The organism is Pararhizobium mangrovi (genome assembly GCF_006516965.1).
GTDB classification, from domain to species: domain Bacteria; phylum Pseudomonadota; class Alphaproteobacteria; order Rhizobiales; family Rhizobiaceae; genus Pararhizobium_B; species Pararhizobium_B mangrovi.
The window spans coordinates 41,585-65,195 of sequence record NZ_VHLH01000006.1; the positions used below are offsets into that span (position 1 = coordinate 41,585).

At 64.6% G+C, this 23,611-nt stretch carries 23 protein-coding genes; 16 read left to right on the top strand and 7 right to left on the bottom strand.

Translation table 11 applies throughout. The features are described 5' to 3' along the window. Positions 1–37: 37 nt before the first annotated feature. Positions 38–739 (bottom strand): hypothetical protein, encoded by a 702-nt coding sequence (locus FJU11_RS04955; protein WP_141165921.1) that lies wholly within the window; start codon positions 737–739, stop codon positions 38–40. Positions 740–821: 82 nt separating this feature from the next. Further along, positions 822–1,475, bottom strand: a complete 654-nt coding sequence (locus FJU11_RS04960; protein WP_141165922.1) for a HupE/UreJ family protein — start codon at positions 1,473–1,475, stop codon at positions 822–824. A 228-nt stretch (positions 1,476–1,703) separates the two neighbouring features. Here FJU11_RS04960 and greA point away from each other — a divergent pair, with 228 nt between their 5' ends. Continuing rightward, positions 1,704–2,180, top strand: a complete 477-nt coding sequence (greA, locus tag FJU11_RS04965; RefSeq protein WP_141166031.1) for a transcription elongation factor GreA — start codon at positions 1,704–1,706, stop codon at positions 2,178–2,180. Next, on the top strand, positions 2,171–3,247 hold the full coding sequence (locus tag FJU11_RS04970) for a glycosyltransferase family 4 protein (RefSeq protein ID WP_141165923.1): 1,077 nt from the start codon (positions 2,171–2,173) through the stop codon (positions 3,245–3,247). The genes greA and FJU11_RS04970 overlap by 10 nt, the downstream gene beginning before the upstream one ends. Here FJU11_RS04970 and FJU11_RS04975 read toward each other — a convergent pair. Genes FJU11_RS04975 through FJU11_RS04985 form a run of 3 tightly spaced genes read right to left on the bottom strand, consistent with a single transcriptional unit; the run spans position 3,232 to position 5,807 of the window. Further along, on the bottom strand, positions 3,232–4,218 hold the full coding sequence (locus FJU11_RS04975) for a Stealth CR1 domain-containing protein (RefSeq protein ID WP_181408048.1): 987 nt from the start codon (positions 4,216–4,218) through the stop codon (positions 3,232–3,234). The two genes, FJU11_RS04970 and FJU11_RS04975, sit on opposite strands and share 16 nt — an antisense overlap. A gap of 19 nt (positions 4,219–4,237) precedes the next feature. Further along, a complete protein-coding gene (locus FJU11_RS04980; RefSeq protein ID WP_141165925.1) occupies positions 4,238–5,293 on the bottom strand; it encodes a glycosyltransferase family 2 protein in 1,056 nt (351 codons plus the stop codon). Between the two features lie 40 nt (positions 5,294–5,333). Continuing rightward, the gene (locus FJU11_RS04985; RefSeq protein WP_141165926.1) at positions 5,334–5,807 is read right to left on the bottom strand and encodes an Lrp/AsnC family transcriptional regulator; all 474 of its coding nucleotides are present in this window, start codon (positions 5,805–5,807) and stop codon (positions 5,334–5,336) included. Between the two features lie 306 nt (positions 5,808–6,113). On the opposite strand from FJU11_RS04985, the gene trxB reads away from it, so the two are divergent. The 4 genes from trxB to FJU11_RS05005 all read left to right on the top strand — a co-directional run bounded on the left by trxB (position 6,114) and on the right by FJU11_RS05005 (position 11,152). Continuing rightward, positions 6,114–7,088: a thioredoxin-disulfide reductase gene (trxB, locus tag FJU11_RS04990; RefSeq protein ID WP_141165927.1), complete on the top strand. Its 975-nt coding sequence runs from the start codon at positions 6,114–6,116 to the stop codon at positions 7,086–7,088. Positions 7,089–7,152: 64 nt separating this feature from the next. Next, the gene (locus tag FJU11_RS04995; protein WP_141165928.1) at positions 7,153–8,052 is read left to right on the top strand and encodes a LysR family transcriptional regulator; all 900 of its coding nucleotides are present in this window, start codon (positions 7,153–7,155) and stop codon (positions 8,050–8,052) included. A gap of 331 nt (positions 8,053–8,383) precedes the next feature. Beyond that, the gene (locus tag FJU11_RS05000) at positions 8,384–9,499 is read left to right on the top strand and encodes an esterase-like activity of phytase family protein (RefSeq protein WP_181408049.1); all 1,116 of its coding nucleotides are present in this window, start codon (positions 8,384–8,386) and stop codon (positions 9,497–9,499) included. Positions 9,500–9,637: 138 nt separating this feature from the next. Beyond that, complete coding sequence (locus FJU11_RS05005) at positions 9,638–11,152, top strand: ATP-binding protein (protein ID WP_141165930.1); 1,515 nt, start codon at positions 9,638–9,640, stop codon at positions 11,150–11,152. Between the two features lie 3 nt (positions 11,153–11,155). On the opposite strand, the gene FJU11_RS05010 is transcribed toward FJU11_RS05005, so the two are convergent. After that, positions 11,156–11,878, bottom strand: coding sequence for an IclR family transcriptional regulator (locus FJU11_RS05010; RefSeq protein WP_181408050.1), 723 nt, complete (start codon positions 11,876–11,878; stop codon positions 11,156–11,158). Positions 11,879–11,945: 67 nt separating this feature from the next. On the opposite strand from FJU11_RS05010, the gene FJU11_RS05015 reads away from it, so the two are divergent. The 9 genes from FJU11_RS05015 (at position 11,946) to FJU11_RS05055 (ending at position 21,613) form a co-directional block, all read left to right on the top strand. Next, positions 11,946–12,287 (top strand): carboxymuconolactone decarboxylase family protein, encoded by a 342-nt coding sequence (locus tag FJU11_RS05015; RefSeq protein ID WP_141165932.1) that lies wholly within the window; start codon positions 11,946–11,948, stop codon positions 12,285–12,287. Positions 12,288–12,330: 43 nt separating this feature from the next. After that, positions 12,331–13,704: an adenylosuccinate lyase gene (gene purB / locus FJU11_RS05020; RefSeq protein ID WP_141165933.1), complete on the top strand. Its 1,374-nt coding sequence runs from the start codon at positions 12,331–12,333 to the stop codon at positions 13,702–13,704. A gap of 85 nt (positions 13,705–13,789) precedes the next feature. After that, entirely contained in the window at positions 13,790–14,743 is a 954-nt protein-coding gene (locus tag FJU11_RS05025) for a tripartite tricarboxylate transporter substrate binding protein (protein WP_181408051.1), read from the top strand. A 127-nt stretch (positions 14,744–14,870) separates the two neighbouring features. After that, positions 14,871–15,329, top strand: a complete 459-nt coding sequence (locus tag FJU11_RS05030) for a tripartite tricarboxylate transporter TctB family protein (protein ID WP_141165935.1) — start codon at positions 14,871–14,873, stop codon at positions 15,327–15,329. Positions 15,330–15,342: 13 nt separating this feature from the next. Continuing rightward, positions 15,343–16,863, top strand: a complete 1,521-nt coding sequence (locus FJU11_RS05035; RefSeq protein WP_141165936.1) for a tripartite tricarboxylate transporter permease — start codon at positions 15,343–15,345, stop codon at positions 16,861–16,863. Continuing rightward, positions 16,860–17,714 (top strand): 3-mercaptopyruvate sulfurtransferase, encoded by an 855-nt coding sequence (sseA, locus tag FJU11_RS05040; protein WP_141165937.1) that lies wholly within the window; start codon positions 16,860–16,862, stop codon positions 17,712–17,714. Before FJU11_RS05035 ends, sseA begins: the two co-directional genes overlap by 4 nt. Next, on the top strand, positions 17,711–19,111 hold the full coding sequence (locus FJU11_RS05045) for an MmgE/PrpD family protein (RefSeq protein ID WP_181408052.1): 1,401 nt from the start codon (positions 17,711–17,713) through the stop codon (positions 19,109–19,111). The genes sseA and FJU11_RS05045 overlap by 4 nt, the downstream gene beginning before the upstream one ends. Then, the gene (locus FJU11_RS05050; RefSeq protein WP_141165939.1) at positions 19,108–20,547 is read left to right on the top strand and encodes an FAD-binding oxidoreductase; all 1,440 of its coding nucleotides are present in this window, start codon (positions 19,108–19,110) and stop codon (positions 20,545–20,547) included. Before FJU11_RS05045 ends, FJU11_RS05050 begins: the two co-directional genes overlap by 4 nt. Before the next feature lie 187 nt (positions 20,548–20,734). Then, on the top strand, positions 20,735–21,613 hold the full coding sequence (locus FJU11_RS05055) for an MBL fold metallo-hydrolase (protein WP_141165940.1): 879 nt from the start codon (positions 20,735–20,737) through the stop codon (positions 21,611–21,613). A gap of 57 nt (positions 21,614–21,670) precedes the next feature. Here FJU11_RS05055 and FJU11_RS05060 read toward each other — a convergent pair whose 3' ends face one another. Then, complete coding sequence (locus FJU11_RS05060) at positions 21,671–22,873, bottom strand: pyridoxal phosphate-dependent aminotransferase (RefSeq protein WP_141165941.1); 1,203 nt, start codon at positions 22,871–22,873, stop codon at positions 21,671–21,673. Positions 22,874–23,347: 474 nt separating this feature from the next. Here FJU11_RS05060 and FJU11_RS05065 point away from each other — a divergent pair, with 474 nt between their 5' ends. Then, positions 23,348–23,563, top strand: coding sequence for a cold-shock protein (locus FJU11_RS05065; protein WP_141165942.1), 216 nt, complete (start codon positions 23,348–23,350; stop codon positions 23,561–23,563). Positions 23,564–23,611 lie beyond the last annotated feature (48 nt).

Sequence of the window (23,611 nt, forward strand, 5' to 3'; positions counted from 1 at the left end):
TTCGGCAGCGTCAATCGTCGTTGGCGAGGTCGCGCGCTCATCCCGTCGGCGGTGTGATGGGGATCTTGGCGAAGGCGAAGATCAGGAGTTCGATCGCCACGAGCCAGCTTCCCAGAATGCGCCCGGCGATCGTCAGCCAGGGTCGTTTGAAGTGGCGCAGCAAAAATGCCGGTGCCGCAAGGATCCATGCGCAGGCAGCGAGCGCGCCGATCCCGAACGTGTCGAGATCGTTGAAATAGTCCTGCAGCCCGATGAAGAGCGTGTAGTCGGCGCCGAGCAACACGGCGAGGACGAGTGCCGCCGGGAAGCGCACACGCTGCGGCAGCCACAGGGCGACGCCAGTGAGCCCGACGGCGATCGGCGTGACGAGATAGACCTGCGTATCGAGATCGTGCGGCAGGAAGAACGCCTGCCAGACCTCGACGAAGCGAAACAGGCAGACGACGAGCGTGCCGCAGAACACGGTGACGACGATCGCGAAGCGCCGCATGCTGGCGAGGCCGGCGCACAACACCCCGAGGCCGAGCGTGGCGAGCGCGACGTCGTAGACCGTGAACGGCAGAAGAAAGCCGAGTTCGCCGAAGGAATAGGTGTGGCGCAACGCCTGCGAGAGAAGGACCAGAAGCGGAGCGCAAAGGAAGAGCAGAATGGCCGGGGTCAGCGTATGCACGTCATCGGCGAGGATCCGCTCGGCGAAGACGGACCTGCGTTTCGCAGCGGAACGCCGGGAGGTCGGCATCGCGGCGGCGCCGACGCGACGCTGCGCCGCGTTGCCGGTCGGCGATTTTCTTCGGCGTTTCGAGCGGCTTACGGGCATGAGTTCAGGCCACCGCGTTGACGAGATAGTAAAGCCCGGCAAGCACGATAAGTCCGCCGAGTGCGCGGGATACCCTGCCTTCGTAGAGCCGGCCGAAGAGAAGCCCGACGGCGATGCCGACGACGTGGATCATGCCCGTGGCGACGACGAACCCCACCGCGTAGGCGGCGGGATCGGCAGCCATCGGCAATTCCGCGCCATGGGCATAACCATGGAACACGGCGAAGAAGGCGACGATGAGGAGCGCCAGCCATTCGGGGGCCTTCCATTCGGCGAGGATCGCCGCGCCGAGCACGATGATCGAACAGGCGATGCCGAGTTCGATGCCGGGCATGGCCACGCCGGCGATGCCGAGCACACCGCCCACGCACATGATGAGAGGAAAGGTTACCGGCAGCATCCAGACCTGTCGTCCGCCCATCTGCGCGCCCCACAGGCCGACGGCGAACATGGCGAGCAGATGGTCCGGGCCCGAAAGCGGATGTTCGAAGCCGCTCGCGAAACCGCCCATGGGACCGGTGACGATATGCGCGGAAGCCGGATCGGACGTGAGGAACCAGGCGACGACGCCCGTTGCAATAGAGATCGCGCAGCGCGGCAGGACTGCTCGCGGTGGCGCCGGAACCCTCTCGTCGTCGTCGCGAATCGTACCCGTCATAGCGCCGAGGCATAGCGTTTGGCGGCATGGCGGGCAATCTCGGGACGTGCACGAGAGATAATGGTCGGTTTGCTCACGAAAAGCCGATCCGCCCTTACAAAAAGCGCGTGGATGCCTTACATTCTTTGGCCGACGACGGACGGTGCCGGCGCGAAACCGCCGGCGGCCGTTTTCTTTTTGTCTTCGCCCGGCAGCACGCCGGGGCGCGAGGACCGCAAAGGGGATGACATGGTAGACAAGGTGCCCATGACCAAAGGCGGCTTCGCCAAGTTGCAGGAAGAGCTGCGCTGGCGCCAGCAGGAAGAACGCCCTCGTATTATCGATGCGATCGCCGAGGCACGCTCCCACGGCGATCTTTCGGAGAACGCGGAGTATCACGCCGCCAAAGAAGCCCAAAGCCACAACGAAGGGCGTATTTCCGAGGTGGAAGACTACATCGCCCGCGCCGAGGTGATCGACGTCAGCAAGATGTCCGGCGACACGATCAAGTTCGGCGCCACGGTAAAGCTCGTCGACGAGGATACCGAGGAAGAAAAGACCTACCAGATCGTCGGCGACCAGGAGGCCGACGTGAAGCAGGGCCGTATCTCCATCTCCTCGCCGATTTCCCGCGCCATGATCGGAAAGACGGTCGGCGATTCGATCGAGGTCGTCGCGCCGGGCGGGTCCAAGGCCTACGAGATCCTCGACGTCAACTGGAGCTGAGCGGGGCCGTGCCGGCGAAGGTAAACCTCGCCGACATCGACATCGTCGCTCCGCACTTCAAGCGACGGCTTTCGGGCGTGACGTCGACCGTCGTCCAGCTCGTGCCGTGCCAGCGCCGGCTCGGCACGCGCATCGCGGTCGTCGGTCCCGGCCTGCCCTCGTCGCTGCCGCATCTCGGCATCCGCCAGCTCGCCGGTCTCTGGCGCCGGCCGAACGGAAAGCGCTTTCGCGTCTGGCACGCCCGGCGCAACGTCGAGATGGCGGCGGGCATCGTGCTTCGCGACGTGCTGCGCATGCCGATCCGTCTGCTCTTCACGTCGGCCGCGCAGCGCCATCACAAGGCGACGACACGCTGGATGATCGCCCGCATGGATGCCGTCGTCGCGACGAGCGCGCGCTCGGGCGGTTTCCTTCGGGTCGAGCACAGCGTCATTCGCCACGGCATCGATACCGAGGCTTTCCACCCCGGCGAACCGTTCTCGACGGAAAAGCCCTATCGCATCGGCTGTTCCGGCCGCATCCGTCCGCAGAAGGGAACCGACCTCTTCGTCGACACGATGATCGCGCTGCTCCCGGACCATCCCGATTGGCAGGCCGAGATCACCGGTCGCGCGACACCGGAACACCGCGCCTTCGCGGCCGATCTGAAGGAGCGCATCCGCGCCGCGGGCCTTGCCGAGCGCATTCGCTTTCTCGGTGAGATCGACGACATCAAACCCTGGTATCGCGCGCTGACACTCTTCGTCGCGCCATCCCGCAACGAAGGCTTCGGCCTGACGCCACTCGAGGCGATGGCTTCCGGCACGGCCGTCGTCACCTCGAACGCCGGCGCCTACGACGAACTCGTCGACCCCGGCAAGACCGGCACGGTCGCTCCCGCCGGTGACGGCGAAGCCCTTCGCGAAGCCATCCGTCCTTATCTCGACGACCCGGCCGTGGCGCATCGATATGGATCCGCCGGCGCACGACGCGCACGCGCGCATTTCCGGCTCGAGCAGGAAGCGCAGGCGCTGGCGGCGATCTACGAACGGCTGCAGCACCAGCCGTCCGGTCACCGAGTGTCTTGAAGAAGAAACGAGATGATCGACGCCGGCAGCGTTGCGGCGAATTTTGCGCTCAGTGCTTCATGGATTTCGCGACGCATGGTCGATGAAAAACGGTCGAGGCTCTGAACGCAGCCGAAGGGCACACTCGGCTCTCCGATCGCCGCGAGAAAAGCGTCGATGCCCCTGCGCATGCCCGGGCGCAGATAAGCGAGCGGAGGCGGCGGCTCGACGACGGTACCGCCTGCGATCACCTCGAGATTGTTGGAAAGCGCGACCGAGTTGTACTGCGCGGCATCGCGAAACCGGTAGCGCACCTGTTCGCTCAAAACCTGCGGATGTTCTGCATGAAACCGCTCGAGCCGGCGTCGATCGAGGGGATGGGGATGATGCTCGGCAAAGAGATACGCTTCGGAAAGGCCGAGCAATTCGGCCGCCCTTTCCTGCGAGCGACGGTGGCCGGGCCGCTTGTCGGGCCGAGCCAGCATGGCACGAAGCCGCGCCCGGGGCTGCTTCGACCGTAGCTTCGACATCGTTCCGTAAAGAACCGGCCGGCTGCTGCGGAAAAAGGCTTGCGGGCTCGACGGTGCGTTCAGGAACATGTCGTCATTGGCGTAGACGAACTGGTCGGAGAGACCGGGTATGCGCCATACGGCCGATTCGATCGGCCGCGGATTGAAGGTCGGTCGAAGTGCGTCCAGCCCGTCGAAGATCGTGTGATGCGAAACGAGACGGATGAAGTCCGGCGCACAGAGACCTGCCTCCTGGAAGGCATCGAGATACGCCGGCTTCTGCGCGTCGGTCACCAGATGAATACGGCGTACGAACGGGGCGTAGGCGAGGATCGAGGCAATGGCGTAGTAGATTTCGCCGTCGTCGTGGAAGCGCGTCTCTTCCACGGCACTCGAATGGGCCTCGCGACTCCACCGCCGACGTTCGGCCGCATGCGCGGGATCGGCACCATCGACCCATGGAATGACGAAATCGATATCCACGATTATCGGCTCGGTCGGTTCATGCGTTGGAGGAACGCCCCGTCGGCAGCGGTATCATGAACCCGCGCGCGAGAAGGTCGTCAACGCCACCATAGGCGATCGATCCCTCGTAGTCGAAATGCGTTACCGTTTCCGTATCGAGGCGATCGAGCACGGCTCGGTACACCGCAGCGCCATCGAAATGCTGCCCGTCGTGGACGGCGCGTTGCGTGCGCTCGCGCAGATCGGAGAAAATCTTGAAGTGCAGGAGCGCGGCCATCACCGGCGGAAAATTGTAGAGTGCCGGTCTCGGACGATGGATGGTTCGCGCCAGCGAGCAGTATCGGTCCCAGCGCATGAGCGGGTATTTCATAAGCTGGCTCCGCGCACCGAGCTTTCGCAGCCGAACGCCGCCATGCACGCTGATTGCGTTCGCAGCGACGATCGCCTCGTATCCGCCACCGTCGAAATGGGTCGCGACCTCCCACGGCATGCGTCCGTCCCTGCCGGTGAAGGCCGCCGCCGCCAGGTCGCCTTTCGGGTAAAGGTCGAGCATGGGCGCGGGTACACGGTTGACACCGCCCCGTTCGAGCCGTCGGACATAGGCGGCGATCGGCTCGCGCCCGATCGTTTCGTAGACGAAGAACTCGTCGGAATCGACGATCAGGTACCACCGGTCGAGGCCGTAGCGCGCAAGCAGCCGTTCGCGCCAGATCTTGCCGCGCGCCGCATCCGCATATCGCACGTTGCTTTCGAAGAGATCGACGTCCGGCTCGACGAGCAGACAGTCCCGCGTGCCGTCATCGGAAGCATCGTCGACGCAGATGAAGCGCGTGACGCCCATGGCGCGATAATGAGCGAAGAACGCCGGCATGAACCGCATGTCGTTGTGGGTGAGCACGACGAGGGGAAAATCCTCGCGCGAAAGCGGCTTCGGCGCGCGTTCGCCGGCCGGTCGCAACTCGACGTCCTCCGTCCGGTCGGCAAGGTCGCGCTTGGGGAAGAAGGACTTGCCCCAGAAGAACGCGCGTTCCGAATGCGAGCGCTGCCATACGTCGGCCGTGCGGCCGCTGATCGGATAGGCGAACGTCCTCATCGTGCCTCCCTGCCCCGTTGCATGCCCATGTCCGGGCGAACTACCCGAACTCCACCAGCCCGGCGTCCTTGACCTGCCGGATGGTGAGCATGGTCCGCACGGTCTCGACGTTCTCGCTCGCCGTCAGTTCCTCGATGACGAAATCCTGGAACTGGGTGAGGTTTTCGGCGACGCACTGGAGGAGGAAGTCAGTTTCGCCGGAAACCATCCATGCTTCGCGCACCAGTGGCCAGGCATCGGTGCGTCGGGCGAAGGCCTTCAGGTTCGCATCCGATTGGTGTTCCAGCCCGACGAGGCAAAAGGCCACGAGGTCGTAGCCGAGAACCGGCGCGTTCAGCATCGCCCGATAGCCTTCGATGACCCCCGCGTCCTCAAGCTTGCGCACGCGGCGCAGGCAGGGCGGCGCGGAAATGCCGACGCGTTCGGAAAGCTCGACATTGGTCATGCGCCCTTCGCTCTGAAGCTCGCGCAGGATCTTCATGTCGATGGCGTCGATCTCGATACGGCGTGCCATGGATTGCCCTGGTTCGTGTCCGCTGCGCGCGAAATCTGGTCGAAGCTCGTGGCAAGAGCAAGGAAATTGCGTTCGCGAGACAGAAAATGCCGGTGTTTTCCGGTTCGCTTTTTCCCGTTCGCTTGTGGTCAAGCAACACCGTCGTCTTGAAAGCTTCGCCGCGCCGTCCCATAGAATGGCACTGGCCGCGCTTTGGCACGCGCCGGCCGGTCATGCGGTCGTGGTTCGGATGGATTTCTCTCCTGCTCGTGTGAGCTCCGCTACGCCACGTCCGTCGTTTGAAATGCGCAAGGATCGAATTCAACCATGACGACGCGTCACGCTCCCGTCCTCATCGTCGGTTCCGGCCCGGCCGGCTACACCGCTGCCGTCTACGCCGCGCGCGGCATGCTCGAACCGATCCTCATCACCGGCCTCGAACAGGGCGGCCAGTTGATGATCACAACGGACGTCGAAAACTATCCGGGCTACGCCGATCCGGTCCAGGGCCCGTGGATGATGGAACAGATGCGCCAGCAGGCGGTCAATGTCGGCACCGAGATCGTCAGCGATATCGTGACGGACATCAATCTAGACGCGACGCCGATCCGTCTCACGACCGATTCCGGCGCCGTCTACACCTGCGATTCGCTCATTCTTTCGACCGGTGCCAAGGCGAAATGGCTGGGGCTCGAAAGCGAGCGGACCTTCATGGGCTTCGGCGTGTCGGCCTGCGCCACCTGCGACGGCTTCTTCTACAAGAACAAGGATGTCTTCGTCGTCGGAGGCGGCAACACTGCGGTCGAGGAAGCGCTCTACCTGTCCAATATCGCCGCCTCGGTAACGCTCGTCCATCGCCGCGACCATCTGCGCGCCGAGCGCGTCCTGCAGGAGCGCCTGTTCGATCGGCCGAACGTGAAGTTCGTCTGGAACAGCGTTGTCGAGGAGATCACCGGCGATCCGGGCAAGGCGCCCCTGCCCCCTTCGGTGACCGGAATCCGGCTGAAGAGCACGGTGGACGGCACGGTCACGGAACACGCGACCCATGGCGTCTTCGTCGCCATCGGCCACGCGCCGTCGGTCGACCTCGTCAAGGACAAGGTGAAGATGAAGGAAAGCGGCTATGTCTGGACGGCGCCCGATTCGACGGCGACCGACCGGCCAGGCGTCTTCGCGGCCGGCGACGTGACCGACGACGTCTACCGTCAGGCCGTTACCGCCGCGGGAATGGGTTGCATGGCCGCCCTCGAAGCGGAAAAATTCCTCATGGCGCGCAGACATCTGGCCGAAGCCGCGGAATAGGCGGCCGGCCCTTCCCGAATGACAAGCGGCCCACCGGGGAACGGGCCGAGGATCGAGGACACGCATGCCGCCTCTGGACTGGGACAAGCTGCGCATTTTCCACGCGGCAGCCGAAGCAGGCTCCTTCACGCACGCCGCGGAGATGCTGCACCTTTCGCAATCGGCGATCAGCCGGCAGGTCAGCGCGCTGGAAATGGAGGTCGGCGTCAAGCTCTTCCACCGCCACGCGCGCGGGCTGATCCTGACCGAACAGGGCGAACTCCTCTACCGCACCGCGCACGAGGTCCTGCTCAAGCTCGAATCGGTGAAGATGCAGCTTACCGAAACGACCGAGCGGCCGAGCGGCAAGCTCCGGGTGACGACGACGGTCGGCCTCGGCCAGGGCTGGCTTACCGGCAAGATCCAGGAGTTCATGCAGCTCTATCCCGACCTGCAGGTGCAGCTCGTCCTCGACAACGAGGAACTCGACGTGAACATGCGCCATGCCGACTGCGCGGTGCGCCTTCGCCAGCCGCAGCAGCCGGACCTCATCCAGCGCAAGCTCTTCACCATGCATCTGCACGTCTACGCCGCGCCCTCCTACATCAACCGGTACGGCGAACCGCAGTCGGTCGACGAGCTCGACAACCACCGCATCATCACCTTCGGCGAATCGGCGCCCAGCTATCTGCAGTATCTGAACTGGCTGGAGATCGCCGGCCGTTCGCCGGACAATCCGCGCTCGCCGCACCTGCAGATCAATTCGCTGACCTCGATCCGCCGCGCGACGATTCTCGGCATGGGCATCGCCGCCCTGCCCGACTACATGGCGAGCAACGATGCCGGGCTGATCCAGCTTCCGATCGAGGGCGATCTGCCGACCTTCGAAACCTATTTCTGCTATCCCGCGGAAATGAAGAACGCCGCCAAGCTGCACGTTTTCCGGGATTTCCTCATTTCGAAGGCCAGAAGCTGGGACTATTGACCCCGGCATGCGCGGATCGCATGGCAGACATGCCCACCTCTGCCTTGAAAAGTGCCTAATTGGGGAGCATATCGCACACAGCTGATGCACTTTGACGGTCTTACCTCCCAGTACCGTCGCAGCAGCTGTTCCCCTCTGGAGGTTTTTAGCCTTCACACCTTAAAGGGCCCGAGAGCATTCTCGTGGCCCTTTTTTTTGGGCTGTTCATCCGGCTCGCATGCGGCAATCCTGTAAAGGTGTCGTCCGGTCGTCGTACGGTTATGCTGCTACCGGCTTCCCAGCCGATCGTTGCGAATCGTCCGAGCGCGGCCAATCCATGGAGGATCGTCTCATGTTCGCCCGCCGTCCGAATGCCTTTCCCGCCGCTGCCATATGTGCCGTTCTCTGCGGGGCGGCCTTCGTATGCGCGCCGCACGCGGCGCGCTCGGCGGATAAGGAGCAGAGGGCCGAGTTTCTTGGCGCCATCGTCCTTCCGGACGCGGCCGAAGACGCCGATACCCGCATCGGCGGACTATCGGGCATAACCTACGACGCCACCGAGGGTGATTGGCTCTTCGTTTCCGACGACAAGAACGAGTACGGCCCGCCTCGGCTCTATCGTGCACGCGTACTGATGGATCACGGCCACCTGGCCGGCGTGCGCTTTACCGATGTGCTTGAGCTCGAGAGCGCAGACAACGGCTGGATCTCCGACATGGAGGCCGTGGCGAGCGAGGGCGGCACCCTGCTCGTGACGACGGAGGGCAACTGGCCCGAACACGAACAGAATCGCGTTCTCGCCATCTCGCCCAAAGGCGCGGTCGGCAAGAGCCTTCCGCTTCCCGAAAGCCTGAAGATCGATTTCGACGCCAGGACCGGCCCGCGCGACAACAAGGGGCTCGAAGCGATGGCGCTCGGTGACGGTTCGCGCACGCTGTGGCTCGGCCTCGAAGCGCCGCGCACGCAGGACGGCGCGCTACCGACGCCCGACCACGGCGCCATGACCCGCATCCTGAAGCTCGATCGCGCGACGGGCAAGGAAGAGGCGAGCTACGCCTACCCGCTGGAACCGCTCGCCAAAGCGCCCGCGCAAGGCAAGGTCGCCGACGGTCCGGGGCTCGACGAGATCGCAGCCGTCGACGCGACGCATCTCCTGACGATGGAGCGCTCCTGGGTCGAGGGCGACACGAACTACGTGCAGGTCTACATGGTCGACACGGCGCGGGCGAGCGACGTCTCCGGGCAGACTTTACTCGATGACGATGCGATCGAGCCCGTCGAAAAGCATCTCCTCGTCGACCTGAACGCGCTTTCGATCCCGATGGACAATTACGAGGGTCTGGCGCTCGGACCGAAGCTTGCCGACGGCCGGCGGCTGATGCTCATCTGCAGCGACAACAATTTCAACAAGCACCAGAAGACGATCGTCGCCGCCTTTGCCGTCGATGTCGACACGACGCAGCAGTAAGGCCATCGCGGCTTAGAAGTTGTGGGTTTCGAGCCGAAGGCGGTCACCTCGGCGGCGAGTCGTGATAGATACCCCGTTCGACCTTTCGGGAAGGTCGCTCGCCGTCATCGTCGTAACAGCGTCAGGGCAGACGTCGCCATGCAGGTCGACATCGAGATGGGAAGCGCTGCGGGCGGATCGCCCGCCACCCTCGATCTCGAAGAGCTTCTCGCCACGCGCCTGCTCGTGCAGGGCAATTCCGGCTCGGGCAAATCGCATCTCCTGCGCCGCCTTCTCGAACAGAGCGCGCCGTGGGTGCAGCAATGCGTCATCGATCCGGAAGGCGACTTCGTCACGCTTGCCGATCGGTTCGGCCACGTCGTCGTCGATGCGAGCCGTTCCGAAACCGAGCTTGCAGGGATCGCCGCGCGCGTGCGCAAACATCGCGTCTCCGCCGTCCTCAACCTCGAAGGGCTCGAAGCGAACGTCCAGATGCGTGCGGCGGCAGCCTTCCTGAACGGGCTCTTCGAAGCCGACCGCGCCGTCTGGTATCCGATGCTGGTCGTCGTCGACGAGGCGCAGATGTTCGCGCCGACGGCCGGTGGCGAGGTCGCCGAGGAGGCGCGCCGGATCTCGCTTTCGGCAATGACGAACCTGATGTGCCGCGGCCGCAAGCGCGGTCTTGCTGGCGTCATCGCCACGCAGCGTCTCGCCAAGCTCGCCAAGAACGTCGCCGCCGAAGCCTCGAACTTCCTGATGGGACGCACCTTTCTCGATATCGACATGGCGCGCGCGGCGGATCTCCTTGGCATGGATCGCCGGCAGGCGGAAAAGTTCCGCGACCTCGCGCGCGGCACGTTCGTCGCGCTCGGCCCGGCGCTCGCCCGCCGGCCGCTGACGATCACGATCGGTACGGTGGAAACGCAGGCACGTTCAACAAGCCCGGTGCTCATGCCGCTTCCCGAAGCGCCGGCCGACGCGAGCGACCTCATCTTCGCTCCGGGCGCGGCCGAAGCGGCGCCGCCCCAACCCCAACGGGTCGCGGCCCCGGTCCGGCCGACGCAGGACATTCTCGGCGAACTCGCCCGTGCGCGACCGGCCGGCGTCAACGCAATCGAGCCGTCTTGCGCAGAAGCGATCGATCCCGGCGAGCGCGAAGCTGCGCTCGATGGTGTCATCGCCGAGATGGTGGACGATCCGGACATCGCCTTCCGGCCGGACGCGATGCTCTATCAGGACTTCCTCGTGCGCTGCCGCATCGCCCGCGTGCCCGGCTCGCCGCCGGCCATGCAGACCTTTCGCCGCCGCATGGCCGTCGCGCGTGCCGGCGTCGATGCAGAAACGGCCGAGGGCGACACATGGCAGACCGTGCTTTCGCTCTCCACCCGGCTGCCGGAAGAAATGCAGAGCGTGTTCCTGACGCTCGCCCGTTCGGCGCTAGCAGGCCTTGCCTGTCCCGGCGACGCGACGCTCGCGCGCATCTACGGCACGCATTCGCAACGCCGTGCCCGCCGTCTTCTCACCCATCTCGAAGAGCACGGCGTCATCGTCTTGCGCACGGACCTGACCGGAAGGCGCATTGCCGCCCTGCCCGATATCGGTTGCGAGACCGCACCCGGAGACCCGAACGCGCACGACGTTCTGCCCGAAGGCCACGACGCGGCGGCGGAGTAAGCCTTACGCGGTCGTGAAGCTTGCGGCCGCGACCTCTTCCCCGATCATCGCCTTGAAGCCCAACAGCATTTCGTCATCGAGATCGACGGCCATGCCGGTGATCGTCACGGCGCCGAGAAAGCTGCGATCGGATTCGAAGAGCGGTACGGCGATCGACGCGAAGTGCCGGTTGCGCTCGCCGCGCGAGATGTAGTGCCCGGCCTGCCTGATCGCCGCGCGGGCATCGTCGTCCTCGGGTTCGGTATAGGCGAGAAGCAGTTGGGCGGCCGCACCGCCTTCGGAAAGCTTGACCGTGCCGCCGACCTCGATGAAGTAGCGGAAATCCTGGAAGGCGTGGTCGCGTACCAGGCACACGCGGTCGTCGCGCGAGCGCACGAAGAACGAGGCGGTCTGGTTGGCGCGTCCGCTGATCGCCGAGATCGGCGCCTCGAGCCGCGCGATGAAGTTCGATGTCGCCTTGAAAATCGATGCAAGGCGCAGATTGACCGGTCCCGGAGAATACGCGCCCTCGGGCGTGCGCTCCAGATATCCCCACTTAGCCAGCGTGCGCAAAGCGCGCAGCGTCGTCGCCTTGTCGAGGCCGGAAAGCTGCGCGAGGTCGCGCAGCTGAAGCCGCGGACGCTCCATCGAAAAGAGCGACATCAGGAAAAGCCCGCGTTCGAGCACACCGCTCGGAGGGGCATGACGGTCCCCAGCGGACGGTTTTTTCCCGGTCGAGATTGACATCGTGCCCATAACTCGTTTTATTCAATGACAGACATTTTATTAGATGAAACGGAAGAGGAGGTCAATCATGGCGAACAAGTATTACGACGCCGTCGATGCCGAATACCGCAAGCAGATGGCGACGCTGGCCCCGAAGGATTTCCAGGCCTGGATGACGCTGAACGCCATTCCCGGTCAGGACAACGGCCAGATCCCGCCGCGCACCCGCGAACTGATCGCCATCGCCGTCGCCCACGCGACCGGATGCCCCTACTGCATCGAATCGCACGTGAACAACGCGAAGAAGCTCGGCGTCACCAAGGCCGAAGTCGCGGAATCGGTCATGATCTCGGCTGCCATGAAGGCCGGCTCGGCGGCGGCACAGGGCGGCCTGGCGATGAAGTTCTTCGGCGACGACGACAACGCCTGAGACACCCGCTGCGCAGCATTTCAAAGGTAGTGAGGAGGCTTTCTTGAGCGTTTCCGTTTTCGACATGCAGACGATGCAGCACCTGTGGAGCACGCCGGAGCTGCGCGAGATCTTCTCGGAGACGAACCGTCTCCAGAAATGGCTCGATGTCGAGGCTGCCCTCGCCAGCGCGCAGGCCGAACTCGGCATCATTCCGAAGGATGCCGCCGACGAGATCATCTCGGCCTGCGACATTTCGAAGGTCGATATTCCGGCGGTCGCCGAAGAGGTACGCCGCATCAAGCATACGCTGGTGCCGCTGCTGACGCAGGTGCGCAAGCCCCTGTCGCAGAAGGCCTCGGAGAGCCTGCACTACGGCGCGACGACGCAGGATGTGGTCGACACCGGCCTGTTGCTGCAGCTTCACGAGGCCCATGCCGTCTTCAAGCGCGATATGGCGATCGTCGGACGCGAACTCCTGCGCCTTGCCGAAGAGCATCGCGACACCGTCATGGTCGGTCGCACGCACGGCGTACAGGCGCTGCCGATCACCTTCGGCCACAAATGCGCGATCTGGCTCGACGAGCTGTCGCGTCATGCCGAACGGCTCGAACAGGTCGAACCGCGCACCTTCGTCGTCATGCTCGTCGGCGCGGTCGGAAGCCAGGCGAGCTACGGCGAGCAGGCCCCGGAGATCGAGCGGCTGGTGGCCAAAAAGCTCGACCTTGCAGCCTCCGACATCAGCTGGGCCCCCTCGCGCGATCGCATCGGCGAATATCTCCTTGTTCTGGCGATGATCGCCGGCACGCTCGGCAAGATCGGCAACGAGCTCTTCAACCTGCAGCGCAACGAGTTCGCAGAAGTCGAGGAAGGCTTCACGGAAGGCAAGCTCGGCTCGTCGACCATGCCGCACAAGCGCAACCCGACTTCGGCGGAAAACGTGGCGATGCTTTCGCGCTCGGTGCGCTACTCCGCCTCGATGATGATGGAAGCGCTCGTCCAGGAGCACGAACGCGACGGCATCGCCTGGAAATCCGAATGGAAGGCCGTGCCCGAGACGGCACTCGTCGCCGGCGCGATCCTCTTCCAGGCCGGTGCGCTGCTCAAGGGCCTGCGCGTGAATGCCGAAGCGATGATGCGCAACGTCAACATGATGCAGGGCTATCTGCTTTCCGAGCGCGTGATGCTGGAACTCGGCGAGCGCGTGGGCAAGAACACAGCGCACGAATGGCTTTACGAGGCCTCGATGAAAGGCATCGAGACCGGCGAACCCTTCGGCGCGGCACTGCGCGCGCACGAACACATCGCCGACGCGTTCACGGACGAGGAGATCGCCGAGCTCACTCGGCCGGAGAAATATCTGGGCACGATCGGCCGAAGCATCGACCGTGTGATCGAGCGTGAACGCAATGCCCCTTGGCTTCGTATGGGCGCATGAGGCATGAAGCGGGCTGCTTTCGCGCAACCCGCTTTACGAGGCCGAACCCTTGAAGACCGATACACTATCCGGGAGGAACCTGATGATGAAGAAACTCGCTATCGTGCTCGCAGCGACCGCTGCGGCGACGACGTCCGCCTGGGCGTTTCCCGACAGGCCGATCCAACTAATCGTACCGTTCAGCCCCGGCGGCGGCTCCGACGTTGCGGCACGTGTCTTCCAGACCTGCCTGAAGGACCATTTCGACGGCCAGGTACTCGTGAAGAACGTGACAGGCGCACGCGGCAAGATCGCCGAGGTCGAGGTGCGTGACGCCCGGCCGACCGGCTACGAGCTGCTCTGGGCCCATCAGGGCATGGACATGGGCAAGGCGACCGGCCGTTCCGACTATAACTACACCGCCTTCGAGCCCGTCGCTTCCACGGTGGCGATGAACTACGGCATCTTCGCCGGCGCCAATTCGGGCATCGACAGCGTCGCGACGCTGAAGAAGGACGTGAAGGCGAACCCGGGCAAGTATTCCGTCGGCATGGCGCTGAACGGGTTCTCGCACTTCGCCGCCCTCGACTTCATGGATCAGGCGGGCATTCCCGTCGACGACATTCGCGTCATTCCCATGTCGGGCGACAAGAACCGCATCGTCTCGGCGATCCAGGGCAACCTGACGCTCGTGCCGACGGCCGTCGGTGCGGCCAAGCCCTACGTGAAATCGGACGACCTCGATGCCGTGGCCATCCAGGCGAGCGAACGCGACCCGAGCCTTCCCGACGCCAAGACGGCCCAGGAACAGGGATCGGACAGCAACTTCGCCATGTACTTCACGACCTTCGCTCCGAAGGGCACGCCGAAGGACGTGATCGACACGCTCGCCAAGGCCTGGGTCGCAGCCGCGAAGGATCCGGCCTGCCAGGCGAAGCTGCAGCAACAGGCGATGCGCGCCGTGCCGGCCTCCGGCGAAGAGCTGAAGAAGGAACTGGCGCAGCGCTACCAGCGCATCGAGGATCTTGCCGACAAGTTCAATCTGCACACGCAGAAATAGAACAGGGCAACCGAACTGTCTTCCTCCACGAAGCCGGATATCCGGCTTCGTGGCATCGGCAAGCGGCGGGCGACGGGCATCCTGACGGAAACCCCATCCCTCCTCTCGTCGCGAGGGATCCTCAGTCATGAAAACGAACGACCTTCTTTTTTCCGCTTTCTACATCGTCGTCCTGCTCATTGCCGGTACGCAGCTCTCCAAGCTTTCCGACACGAACAGCGCAATGGTCTCTTCCAAGCTGTTCCCCACGCTCGTCATCGGCGCGGGGCTGGCGGTGGGCGTCATCGAAACCCTGCGCACGCTGATCGCGAAGACACCCGATGGTGCGCCGAGCTTTTCGATGGTCTGGAGCAAGGCCTTTGCAGCCCGGCGGATGATGCTTCTCGGCGTCTTCGTCGTCTACCTCTTCACGATCACGCTCGTCGGCTTCCTCGTCGCGACAAGCGTCTTCTGCTTCGTGGCGATCATCCTGCTCACACCGAAACCGCGGCCATCGACCTTTCTTGGTGCCGCGATCGTGACCGCCGGGACCATCGGCGTCATTTACGAGCTGCTCGTCGTCTATCTTCAAGCTTTCCTTCCCTGAGAGAGGCAAGCCAATGTATGATCTCGTTCTTCAGGGTGCGGCGAGCGTCTTCCAGCCATGGCCGTTGATCGCCATCATGGTGGGCGTCGCGGGCGGTCTCGTCATCGGGTCGATCCCGGGCCTGACCTCCACCATGGCGATCGCGCTCCTGGTTCCCATTACCTACGCGATGGACATCAAGATCGCGCTGCCGCTCTTGATGGGCGTGTATTGCGGGGCCATCTCCGGCGGTCTCGTCGGCGCGATCCTTCTCAACATTCCCGGCACGCCCGCTTCGGCCAGCACCTGTCTCGACGGGTTTCCCATGGCCGCGAAAGGCCAGGCGACACGCGCGTTGGGGCTTGCGGTCTATTCGTCGATGATCGGCGGTACGATCTCCGGTCTGGCGCTGATGACGATCGCGCCTCTGCTGGCGAAGGTCGCCCTTTCCTTCGGCCCATGGGAATATTTCTCGCTCGTCGTCTTCACCTTCTCCTGCATCTCGGCGATGTCGGTGAAGGGCCGCGCGGTCAAGGCGTTCATGGCAGCCTTCATCGGTCTCGCGCTGGCGCTCGTCGGCCTCGACGAGGCGTCCGGCCAGGTCCGCATGACCTTCGGCTTCACGTCGCTGGAGGCCGGGTTCAACGAATTGCCGGCCCTGATCGGCCTCTACGCCATCCCGCAGCTGCTTGCCGATTGCGACGACATCGGCAAGGCGGGCACGCTGCTGAAGATCGACTATAATTTGCGCACCTTCATGGGCACCTTCTCCGAGGTGATGACGCGCAAGCGCGACCTTCTTCGCTCCTCTTTCATCGGCATCGTCATCGGCATCCTTCCCGGCGTCGGCCCCGGCCTTTCCAACATCGTCGCCTACAGTCAGGCCAAGCGCGCTTCGAAGCATCCGGAGAAGTACGGAACCGGAGAACTTCCCGAAAGCGTCATGTCTCCGGAGGCCGCCAACAACGCGAGCATGGGCGGCGCGCTGATCCCCATGCTGACGCTCGGCATTCCGGGTGACGCCTCGACGCTGATGATGCTGGGCGCCTTCATGCTTCACGGCATCGACCCGGGCCCGCTGCTCTTCCGCGACAACGGCACGATCGTGTGGATCGCCTTCATCTCGTTCTTCGTCGCGTTCGCCTTCTGCACGGTGATCTATCACTTCTTCATTCCGCTCACGGTGAAGGCGATCTCCGTGCCGCGCTACTACGTCATCCCGATCCTTCTCATCCTGTGCGTCGTCGGCTGCTACGCGCTCAACAACCGCATGTTCGACGTCTACTGCTTCCTCGGCTTCGGCCTGCTCGGCTATCTGCTGGAGATCGCACGGGTGCCGGTCCTGCCGGTCATCCTCGGTCTGATCCTCGGGCCGATGGCGGAGAAGCAGCTCCGACTGGCGCTCGCCTTCGGGCAGGATTCGCTGACGCCCTTCTTCACCCGGCCGATCTCCGGCACCATCCTCGCGGTCGCGATCCTGTCGCTGATCGTTCCGCCCCTTCTCGCGCGCTACCGCTCCTACCGGCGGCGCTCCCTGAACGAGGAAATCGCATGAGCACCTCTCCCCTGATCGATCCTTCGACACTCGCGAACGAACTCGACGACCCGAAGCTCGTCGTCCTCGATGCGAGCTGGTACATGCCGGCCCACGAGCGCGATCCGGAAGCCGAGTTCGAGGCCGGGCACATCGCCGGCGCTCGCCGCTTCGACTTCGACGGCGACGTGCGCGACCCCGACAGTTCCCTGCCGCACATGATGCCTTCGGCCGAACGCTTCCAGGAGCGCGTCCAGGCGCTCGGCATCGACCGCGACAGCCGCATCGTCGTCTATGACGGCATGGGCATCTTCGCCGCACCGCGCGCCTGGTGGATGTTCAAGGCTATGGGCCACGACGACGTGCGCGTGCTCGATGGCGGCCTGCCGGCCTGGAAGGCTGCGGGACAGCCGGTCGAAGACGGATCGCAGGCAACGCTGGAACGCGGCGACTTCGTCGCGCGTCCCGATCCGGCGCGCATCCGCGACGCCGAGCAGGTTCTGCAATCGCTCGACCGTGCCGAGACGGTCGTGGACGCACGCGCCGCCCCGCGCTTTACCGGCAAGCAGGCCGAGCCGCGGGCTGGCCTTCGTTCCGGTCACATGCCCGGGGCACGCAACCTGCCCTTCGACCGGATCCTCAAGGACGGGCATTACCGTTCGCCTGAGGAAATCCGGAAGGCCTACGAGGAAGCCGGCGTCGACGGCAAAAAGCCGATCGTCACGACATGCGGCTCGGGCGTCACCGCAGCCGTGCTCGCACTTGGCGCGGAGAGCGCCGGTCTCGGGCCGGTCGCCGTCTACGACGGGTCGTGGTCGGAATGGGGGCAGGAAACGCGCCCCGAACTGCCGGTCGTCAAGGGCGAGGCATGAACGACGAACCGGAACTGGGGCCGCTTGCGCGCACCTGCTCGGCGTTCGTCTACGATGCGCGGGACGACCGTCTGCGCGCGCGGCTGTGGACGACGGTCCTCGACTGGACCTCCGCACTCTTTGCCGGCACCGGCCACGGACTTTACGACGCCTATACGGCCGCCCTGCTTTCCAGCGAGGAACGCGGGCCGTGCAGCGTAGCCGGCATGGCGGGCCACCATCCGGTTTCCGCCGCGGCCCAGGCGAACGCCGCGATCAGCCATTTCTGGGAGGTCGACGACGCCCACCGCGATTCGACCTCGCATCCGGGCATCACCGTTCTGCCGGCCGTCATGGCGCTCGCCGAGGCACGCAACCTCGACGCGCAGACATGCGCGGCCGCGATCGTCGCGGGTATCGAGACGGTCATCCGCGTCGGCAGCCATTTCGGAGCCGCGCACTACGGCGTGTCGCACACGACCGCGACGGCCGGCAGCCTGGGTGCAGCCGCAGCAGCCGCCCGGGCGATCGGCCTCGACGAACACGGCACACTTTCCGCACTAGGCCATGCCGGCACGCAGGCCGCCGGGCTATGGGCCTTTCTCGACGAAGGCGCGACCGACGCCAAGGCTTTCCACGCGTCGACGGCCGTGCGCAACGGGATTGCCGCCGCGCGCATGGCCGAAGCGGAGATTACCGGCGCGCACCGTGTACTCGAGGCTCCGCGTGGCATGCGTCGCGCATGGCATCTCGAAGCCTGCGACCCTGCATGGCTCCTACCGGGCAAGGATCCGCTCATCCATACGTTGACGGTCAAGGGGTGGCCCGTCTGCGGCCAGATCCATTCCGCGCTCGACTGTGCGGCGGCCCTCGCCGAAGCGCATCCCGATCTCGCCGCAAGCGACGCGCCGGTGACGGTCGAGCTGCCGGCAAGCGCTTTGGCGATCGCCGGCATCGCCGATCCGCACAGTGTTGCCGAAGCGAAGTTCTCGACGGCGTTCTGCATCGCCGCGACGCTCTGCGGCAAGCCACCGAGCTTCGCAGGCCTCACGCCGGCTCTCGTTGCCGACGAGACCGTGCGCGCCCGCATGGCGACGGTCGATGTCACGGAGGAGCCGGCTTTCACGGCCCGGTTCCCCGCCGAACGTCCGGCGCGCGTGACGATCGCCGGCGAGGATGGCGCGGTTCGCGACGAACGCCATTTCCGCCGCGGCGACCCGGAAGCACCGTGGGATCGCGAGGCGATGGTCGAACGCACGAGCGCCGTCCTCGGCCTCACGTCCCGAACCGTCGATGCCGGCGCGCTGGTTGCCTGGTGCGACGCGCTGAGCGGTGCCGGATCCGATTGGCACGCCGGCGCCCTTTACGGAATGCTTTCGCCCGAACGGCGAACCGCGGAAGAAGCGATGGCCCTATGACGAGCGAACACGAGAACGAAGCCCGCCGCACCGATCTGCCCGAAGGGTTCGTCGATGCCCTTCGCGAGGCGCTGACGGATGGCAGCGTCATCACCGACGTGGACGATCTCGAACCGTATCTGCGAGAAGAACGCGGCCTCTTTGCCGGAAAGGCGCAGGTCGTCGTCACGCCTGCCACGACCGAAGAACTTGCGAGCGCGGTCGCCATCTGCGCGGAGGCCGGCGTCGGAATGGTGCCGCAGGGCGGCAATACCGGTCTCGTCGGCGGATCGGTGTCGAACGCCGGCGAAATCGTCGTATCGATGAAGCGCATGAACGCCATCCGCGAGGTCGATGCGGTGAACTTCACCGCGACCGTCGAGGCCGGCGCCGTGCTCGCCGATATCCAGAAGGCGGCGGCCGATGCCGGGTGCCTGTTCCCGCTTTCGCTCGGCGCGGAAGGAAGCTGCACGATCGGCGGCAACATCGCGAGCAATGCCGGCGGCATCGGCGTGCTTCGCTACGGCAACACGCGCCAGCTCACGCTCGGCCTCGAAGTGGTGCTGCCGGACGGGCGCGTATGGGACGGCATGCGGCCGCTCTGGAAGGATAATTCTGGCTATTCGCTGAAGGACGTCTTCATCGGCAGCGAAGGCTCGCTCGGTTTCGTGACGGCCGCCGTCGTGAAGCTCTTTCCCGAACCGAAGGAGATGCAGACCGCCTTTTGCGCCCTTCCCTCGCCCGCCGCCGCGCTTTCCCTGCTTTCGCTCGCGCGCAAGCGCAGCGGCGATCAGGTCGCGGCCTTCGAACTCCTGTCGGACTTCGCCTGCGGGATCGTCTGCGAGCACGCCGGCGGCGTCTTCCCGCTCGGGGAACGCCGGCCGTGGTACGCGCTCATCGAGCTTTCGTCCTCGCGCGAGAACTCCGATCTGCGGGAGGTCTTCGAAGGCATTCTCGCCGAAGCGTTCGAGGAAGGCCTCGTGGAGGATGCCGTACTGGCGGAATCGCTCGACCAGCGCGAGCGCCTCTGGGTGCTCCGCGAACGCACCCCGGAGGCACAGAAGAAGGCCGGCGGATCGATCAAGCACGATATCTCGGTGCCGGTCGGCTCCGTGCCGGCCTTCATCGAAAAGGCGAGCGCGGCCGTCGAGGACTATATGCCGGGCATCAACGTCTGCGCGTTCGGCCATGTCGGCGACGGCAACATCCACTTCAACATGACGCAGCCCGAAGGCATGGAAAAGGCGGCGTTCCTCGGACACTGGGAACGCGTCAACGATATCGTCCATCCCATCGCGCGCGACTTCAAGGGATCGATCTCCGCCGAACACGGGATCGGCCTTTTGAAGGTGAAGGAGATCAAGGATTACCGAAGCGCGGTCGAAGAGGATCTGAACGCACGCATCAAGCGCGCGATCGATCCGCAGAACCTGATGAACCCGGAAAAGTTCATCTAGAGCATTTCCAGCCAAAGCGGGATCGCTTTGGCGTTGGATAATGCGACAAAACAAAAAGCTGGAGCATTTCTTGTGAACCAGAGTTCACCGAAAATGCTCCAGCCGACCGGCGGCTTCCGCGATCCCGAACGCTGCGGCGCGAACTCGCGCCCGGCGGCCATTTCTCGTCAACGTCCGGAGTCTCGCCATGAGCGATGCGACCCCTCTCGTCACCGCGTTTCACGACCCCGATACCTTCTCCAACCAGTACGTCATCGCCTGCCCGGCGACGAAGCGCTGCGCCATCATCGATCCCGTTCTCGACTTCGACGCGAAGGCCGGCGCGACCGCGACGACGCAGGCCGATTCGCTGCTTGCCCATGTCGAGAAGGAAGGGCTGACGATCGAGTGGATCCTCGACACCCATCCGCATGCGGACCACATCTCCGCGGCCGCCTACCTGAAGGAAAGGACCGGAGCGCCGATGGCGATCGGCGAGAAGGTCGTCGAGGTGCAGGAACTCTGGAAGGCGATCTACAACCGGCCGGACTTTCCCGCCGACGGATCGCAATGGGACCGGCTCTTTGCCGAAGGCGACACGTTCACGATCGGCGATCTCGACGCGAAGGTCCTGTTCTCGCCCGGCCACACCCTTGCTTCGATCACCTACGTCATCGGTGATGCCGCCTTCGTCCACGATACGCTCTTCATGCCGGACGGTGGCACGGCGCGGGCGGACTTTCCCGGCGCAAGTGCAAGCCGCCTCTGGAACTCGATCCAGGACATCATGGCGCTACCGGACGCGACGCGCATCTTTACCGGACACGACTACCAGCCGAACGGTCGCGAGCCGAGATGGGAGTCGACCGTGGGCGAACAGCGCGCCACGAACATCCATCTGACGAAAGCCGAAGACGAGGCCGCCTTCGTGGCGCTGCGTGAGGCGCGCGATCGGACTCTGCCGATGCCGAGGCTTATCCTGCATGCCCTGCAGGTGAACATGAACGGCGGCCGGCTGCCCGAGCCCGAGGATAACGGAATGCGCTACCTCAAATTTCCGCTCGATGCGCTTTCGCGTTCCTCATGACGAAAAAAGCCGCCCTCTTTCCCGAGAGCGGCCCCTGCGAATGATGGCGCGGCAGTCTTAGTCGACCTTGCCGCAGAACCGCTGGAGGCGGCTACAGGCTTCCTCGAGCAGATCGTCCGACGTCGCGTAGGAAATCCGGAAGTTCGGTCCGAGACCGAAAGCCGATCCGTGGACGACGGCGACCCCTTCTTCCTGAAGCAGTTCCGTCACGACGTCCTCGTCCGTCTCCATGACGTTGCCGGATGGCGCCTTCTTGCCGATAAGCCCCTCGCACGAGGGATACACGTAGAAGGCGCCTTCCGGCGTCGGGCAGGTGATGCCCTTGGCCTGGTTCAGCATTGAGACCACGAGGTTGCGGCGGTTCTCGAAGACCTTGCGGCTTTCCTCGACGAAATCCTGCGGACCGTTCAGCGCCTCGACCGAAGCCCACTGGGCGATCGTGCAGGCACCGGAGGTCTGCTGACCCTGGATGGTATCCATCGCCTTGATCAGCTTCTGCGGCCCGGCGGCATAGCCGATGCGCCAGCCGGTCATGGCGTAGGCCTTGGAAACGCCGTTCATCGTCAGCGTGCGTTCGATGAGCGAGGGCTCGATCTGCGCCGGCGTCGAGAAGACGAAATCGCCGTAGGTCAGGTGCTCGTAGATGTCGTCCGTCAGGCACCAGACGTGCTCGTTTCGAACGAGAACATCGGTAATCGCCTTCATCTCCTCGGCCGTATAGGCCGCGCCGGAAGGGTTGGAGGGCGAGTTGAAGATGACCCACTTGGTCTTCGGCGTGATCGCCTTTTCGAAGGCGTCCGCGGAAAGCTTGAAGTTGTCCTCGAGCTTCGTCTCGACGAAGACCGGCGTGCCGCCGCAGATCGACACCATCTCGGGATAGCTGACCCAGTACGGCGCGGGAATAACGACCTCGTCGCCGGGGTTCAGCGTCGCCATCAGCGCGTTGAACAGGATCTGCTTGCCGCCGGTGCCGACGATCGTCTGCGCGGGGGTATATTCCAGGCCGTTCTCGCGCTTGAACTTGCCGACGATCGCCTCGCGCAGTTCGGGGATGCCGGAGACGGGGCTGTACTTCGTCTCGCCGCGCTCGATCGCCGCGATCGCCGCCTTCTTGACGTTGTCCGGCGTGTCGAAATCCGGTTCGCCCGCGCCGAGGCCGATGACGTCCCGCCCCTCACCTTTCAGTTCCCGCGCCTTCTGGGCCACGGCGATGGTAGCCGATGGTTTCACACGGGAAAGCGCGTCGGAAAGGAAGGCCATGATTGTCGTGCTCCGCTATGCTCGAAGGCTCCGCCCGACGGGCGGATTGCCGGTTCGTCGCGGGCGGTTTTATGTCGGATGCGTGCGCGCACGCAAGCCTTGGCCCGGCGCAAGTACGGCGAAGTCCCGCGCGAATGCGGAAATCTTCGCGAACGCCGTGAAAGGCCGCTTTTTCGGGTTCTCGTGAAAGTTTTACTTGCCAAGGGCGACTAAAGGCCGCAGTCTTTTCGCGTTCGGGCAGTGTGCGAACATGGGAAGACCGCAAAAGGTGCGAGCCGGAAATCGAGATGACCTTCCGGACGGGCGGCACACAGAACGGCGGCCGAATGCGCTGCGAATGCAGCCGGACAGATGCCGCGATAATCAGGACCCTTCCAAGACATTCGACAGATGCCTGCTTCGATCCCGCCATGGGGCGGGGGCAGACCGGATGGCCGCTAGAAGGAGCGGCCGGCAAGCAAAGGACCTGATGGAATGGCCGAGACTGGCACGGTTAAATTCTTCAACAACGAGAAGGGGTTTGGTTTCATCAAACCCGACAACGGCGGATCGGACATATTCGTCCATATTTCCGCCGTTCAGGCTTCGGGGCTTCCCGGCTTGGAAGAAAACCAGAAAGTGAGCTTCGAGACCGAGCCCGACCGGCGCGGCAAGGGACCGAAGGCGGTCAACCTCTCGATCGCTCCCTGAACGGTTCGAAGACGGCGACGGATGGAGCCGGCCGTTCGAGCCGGCTCC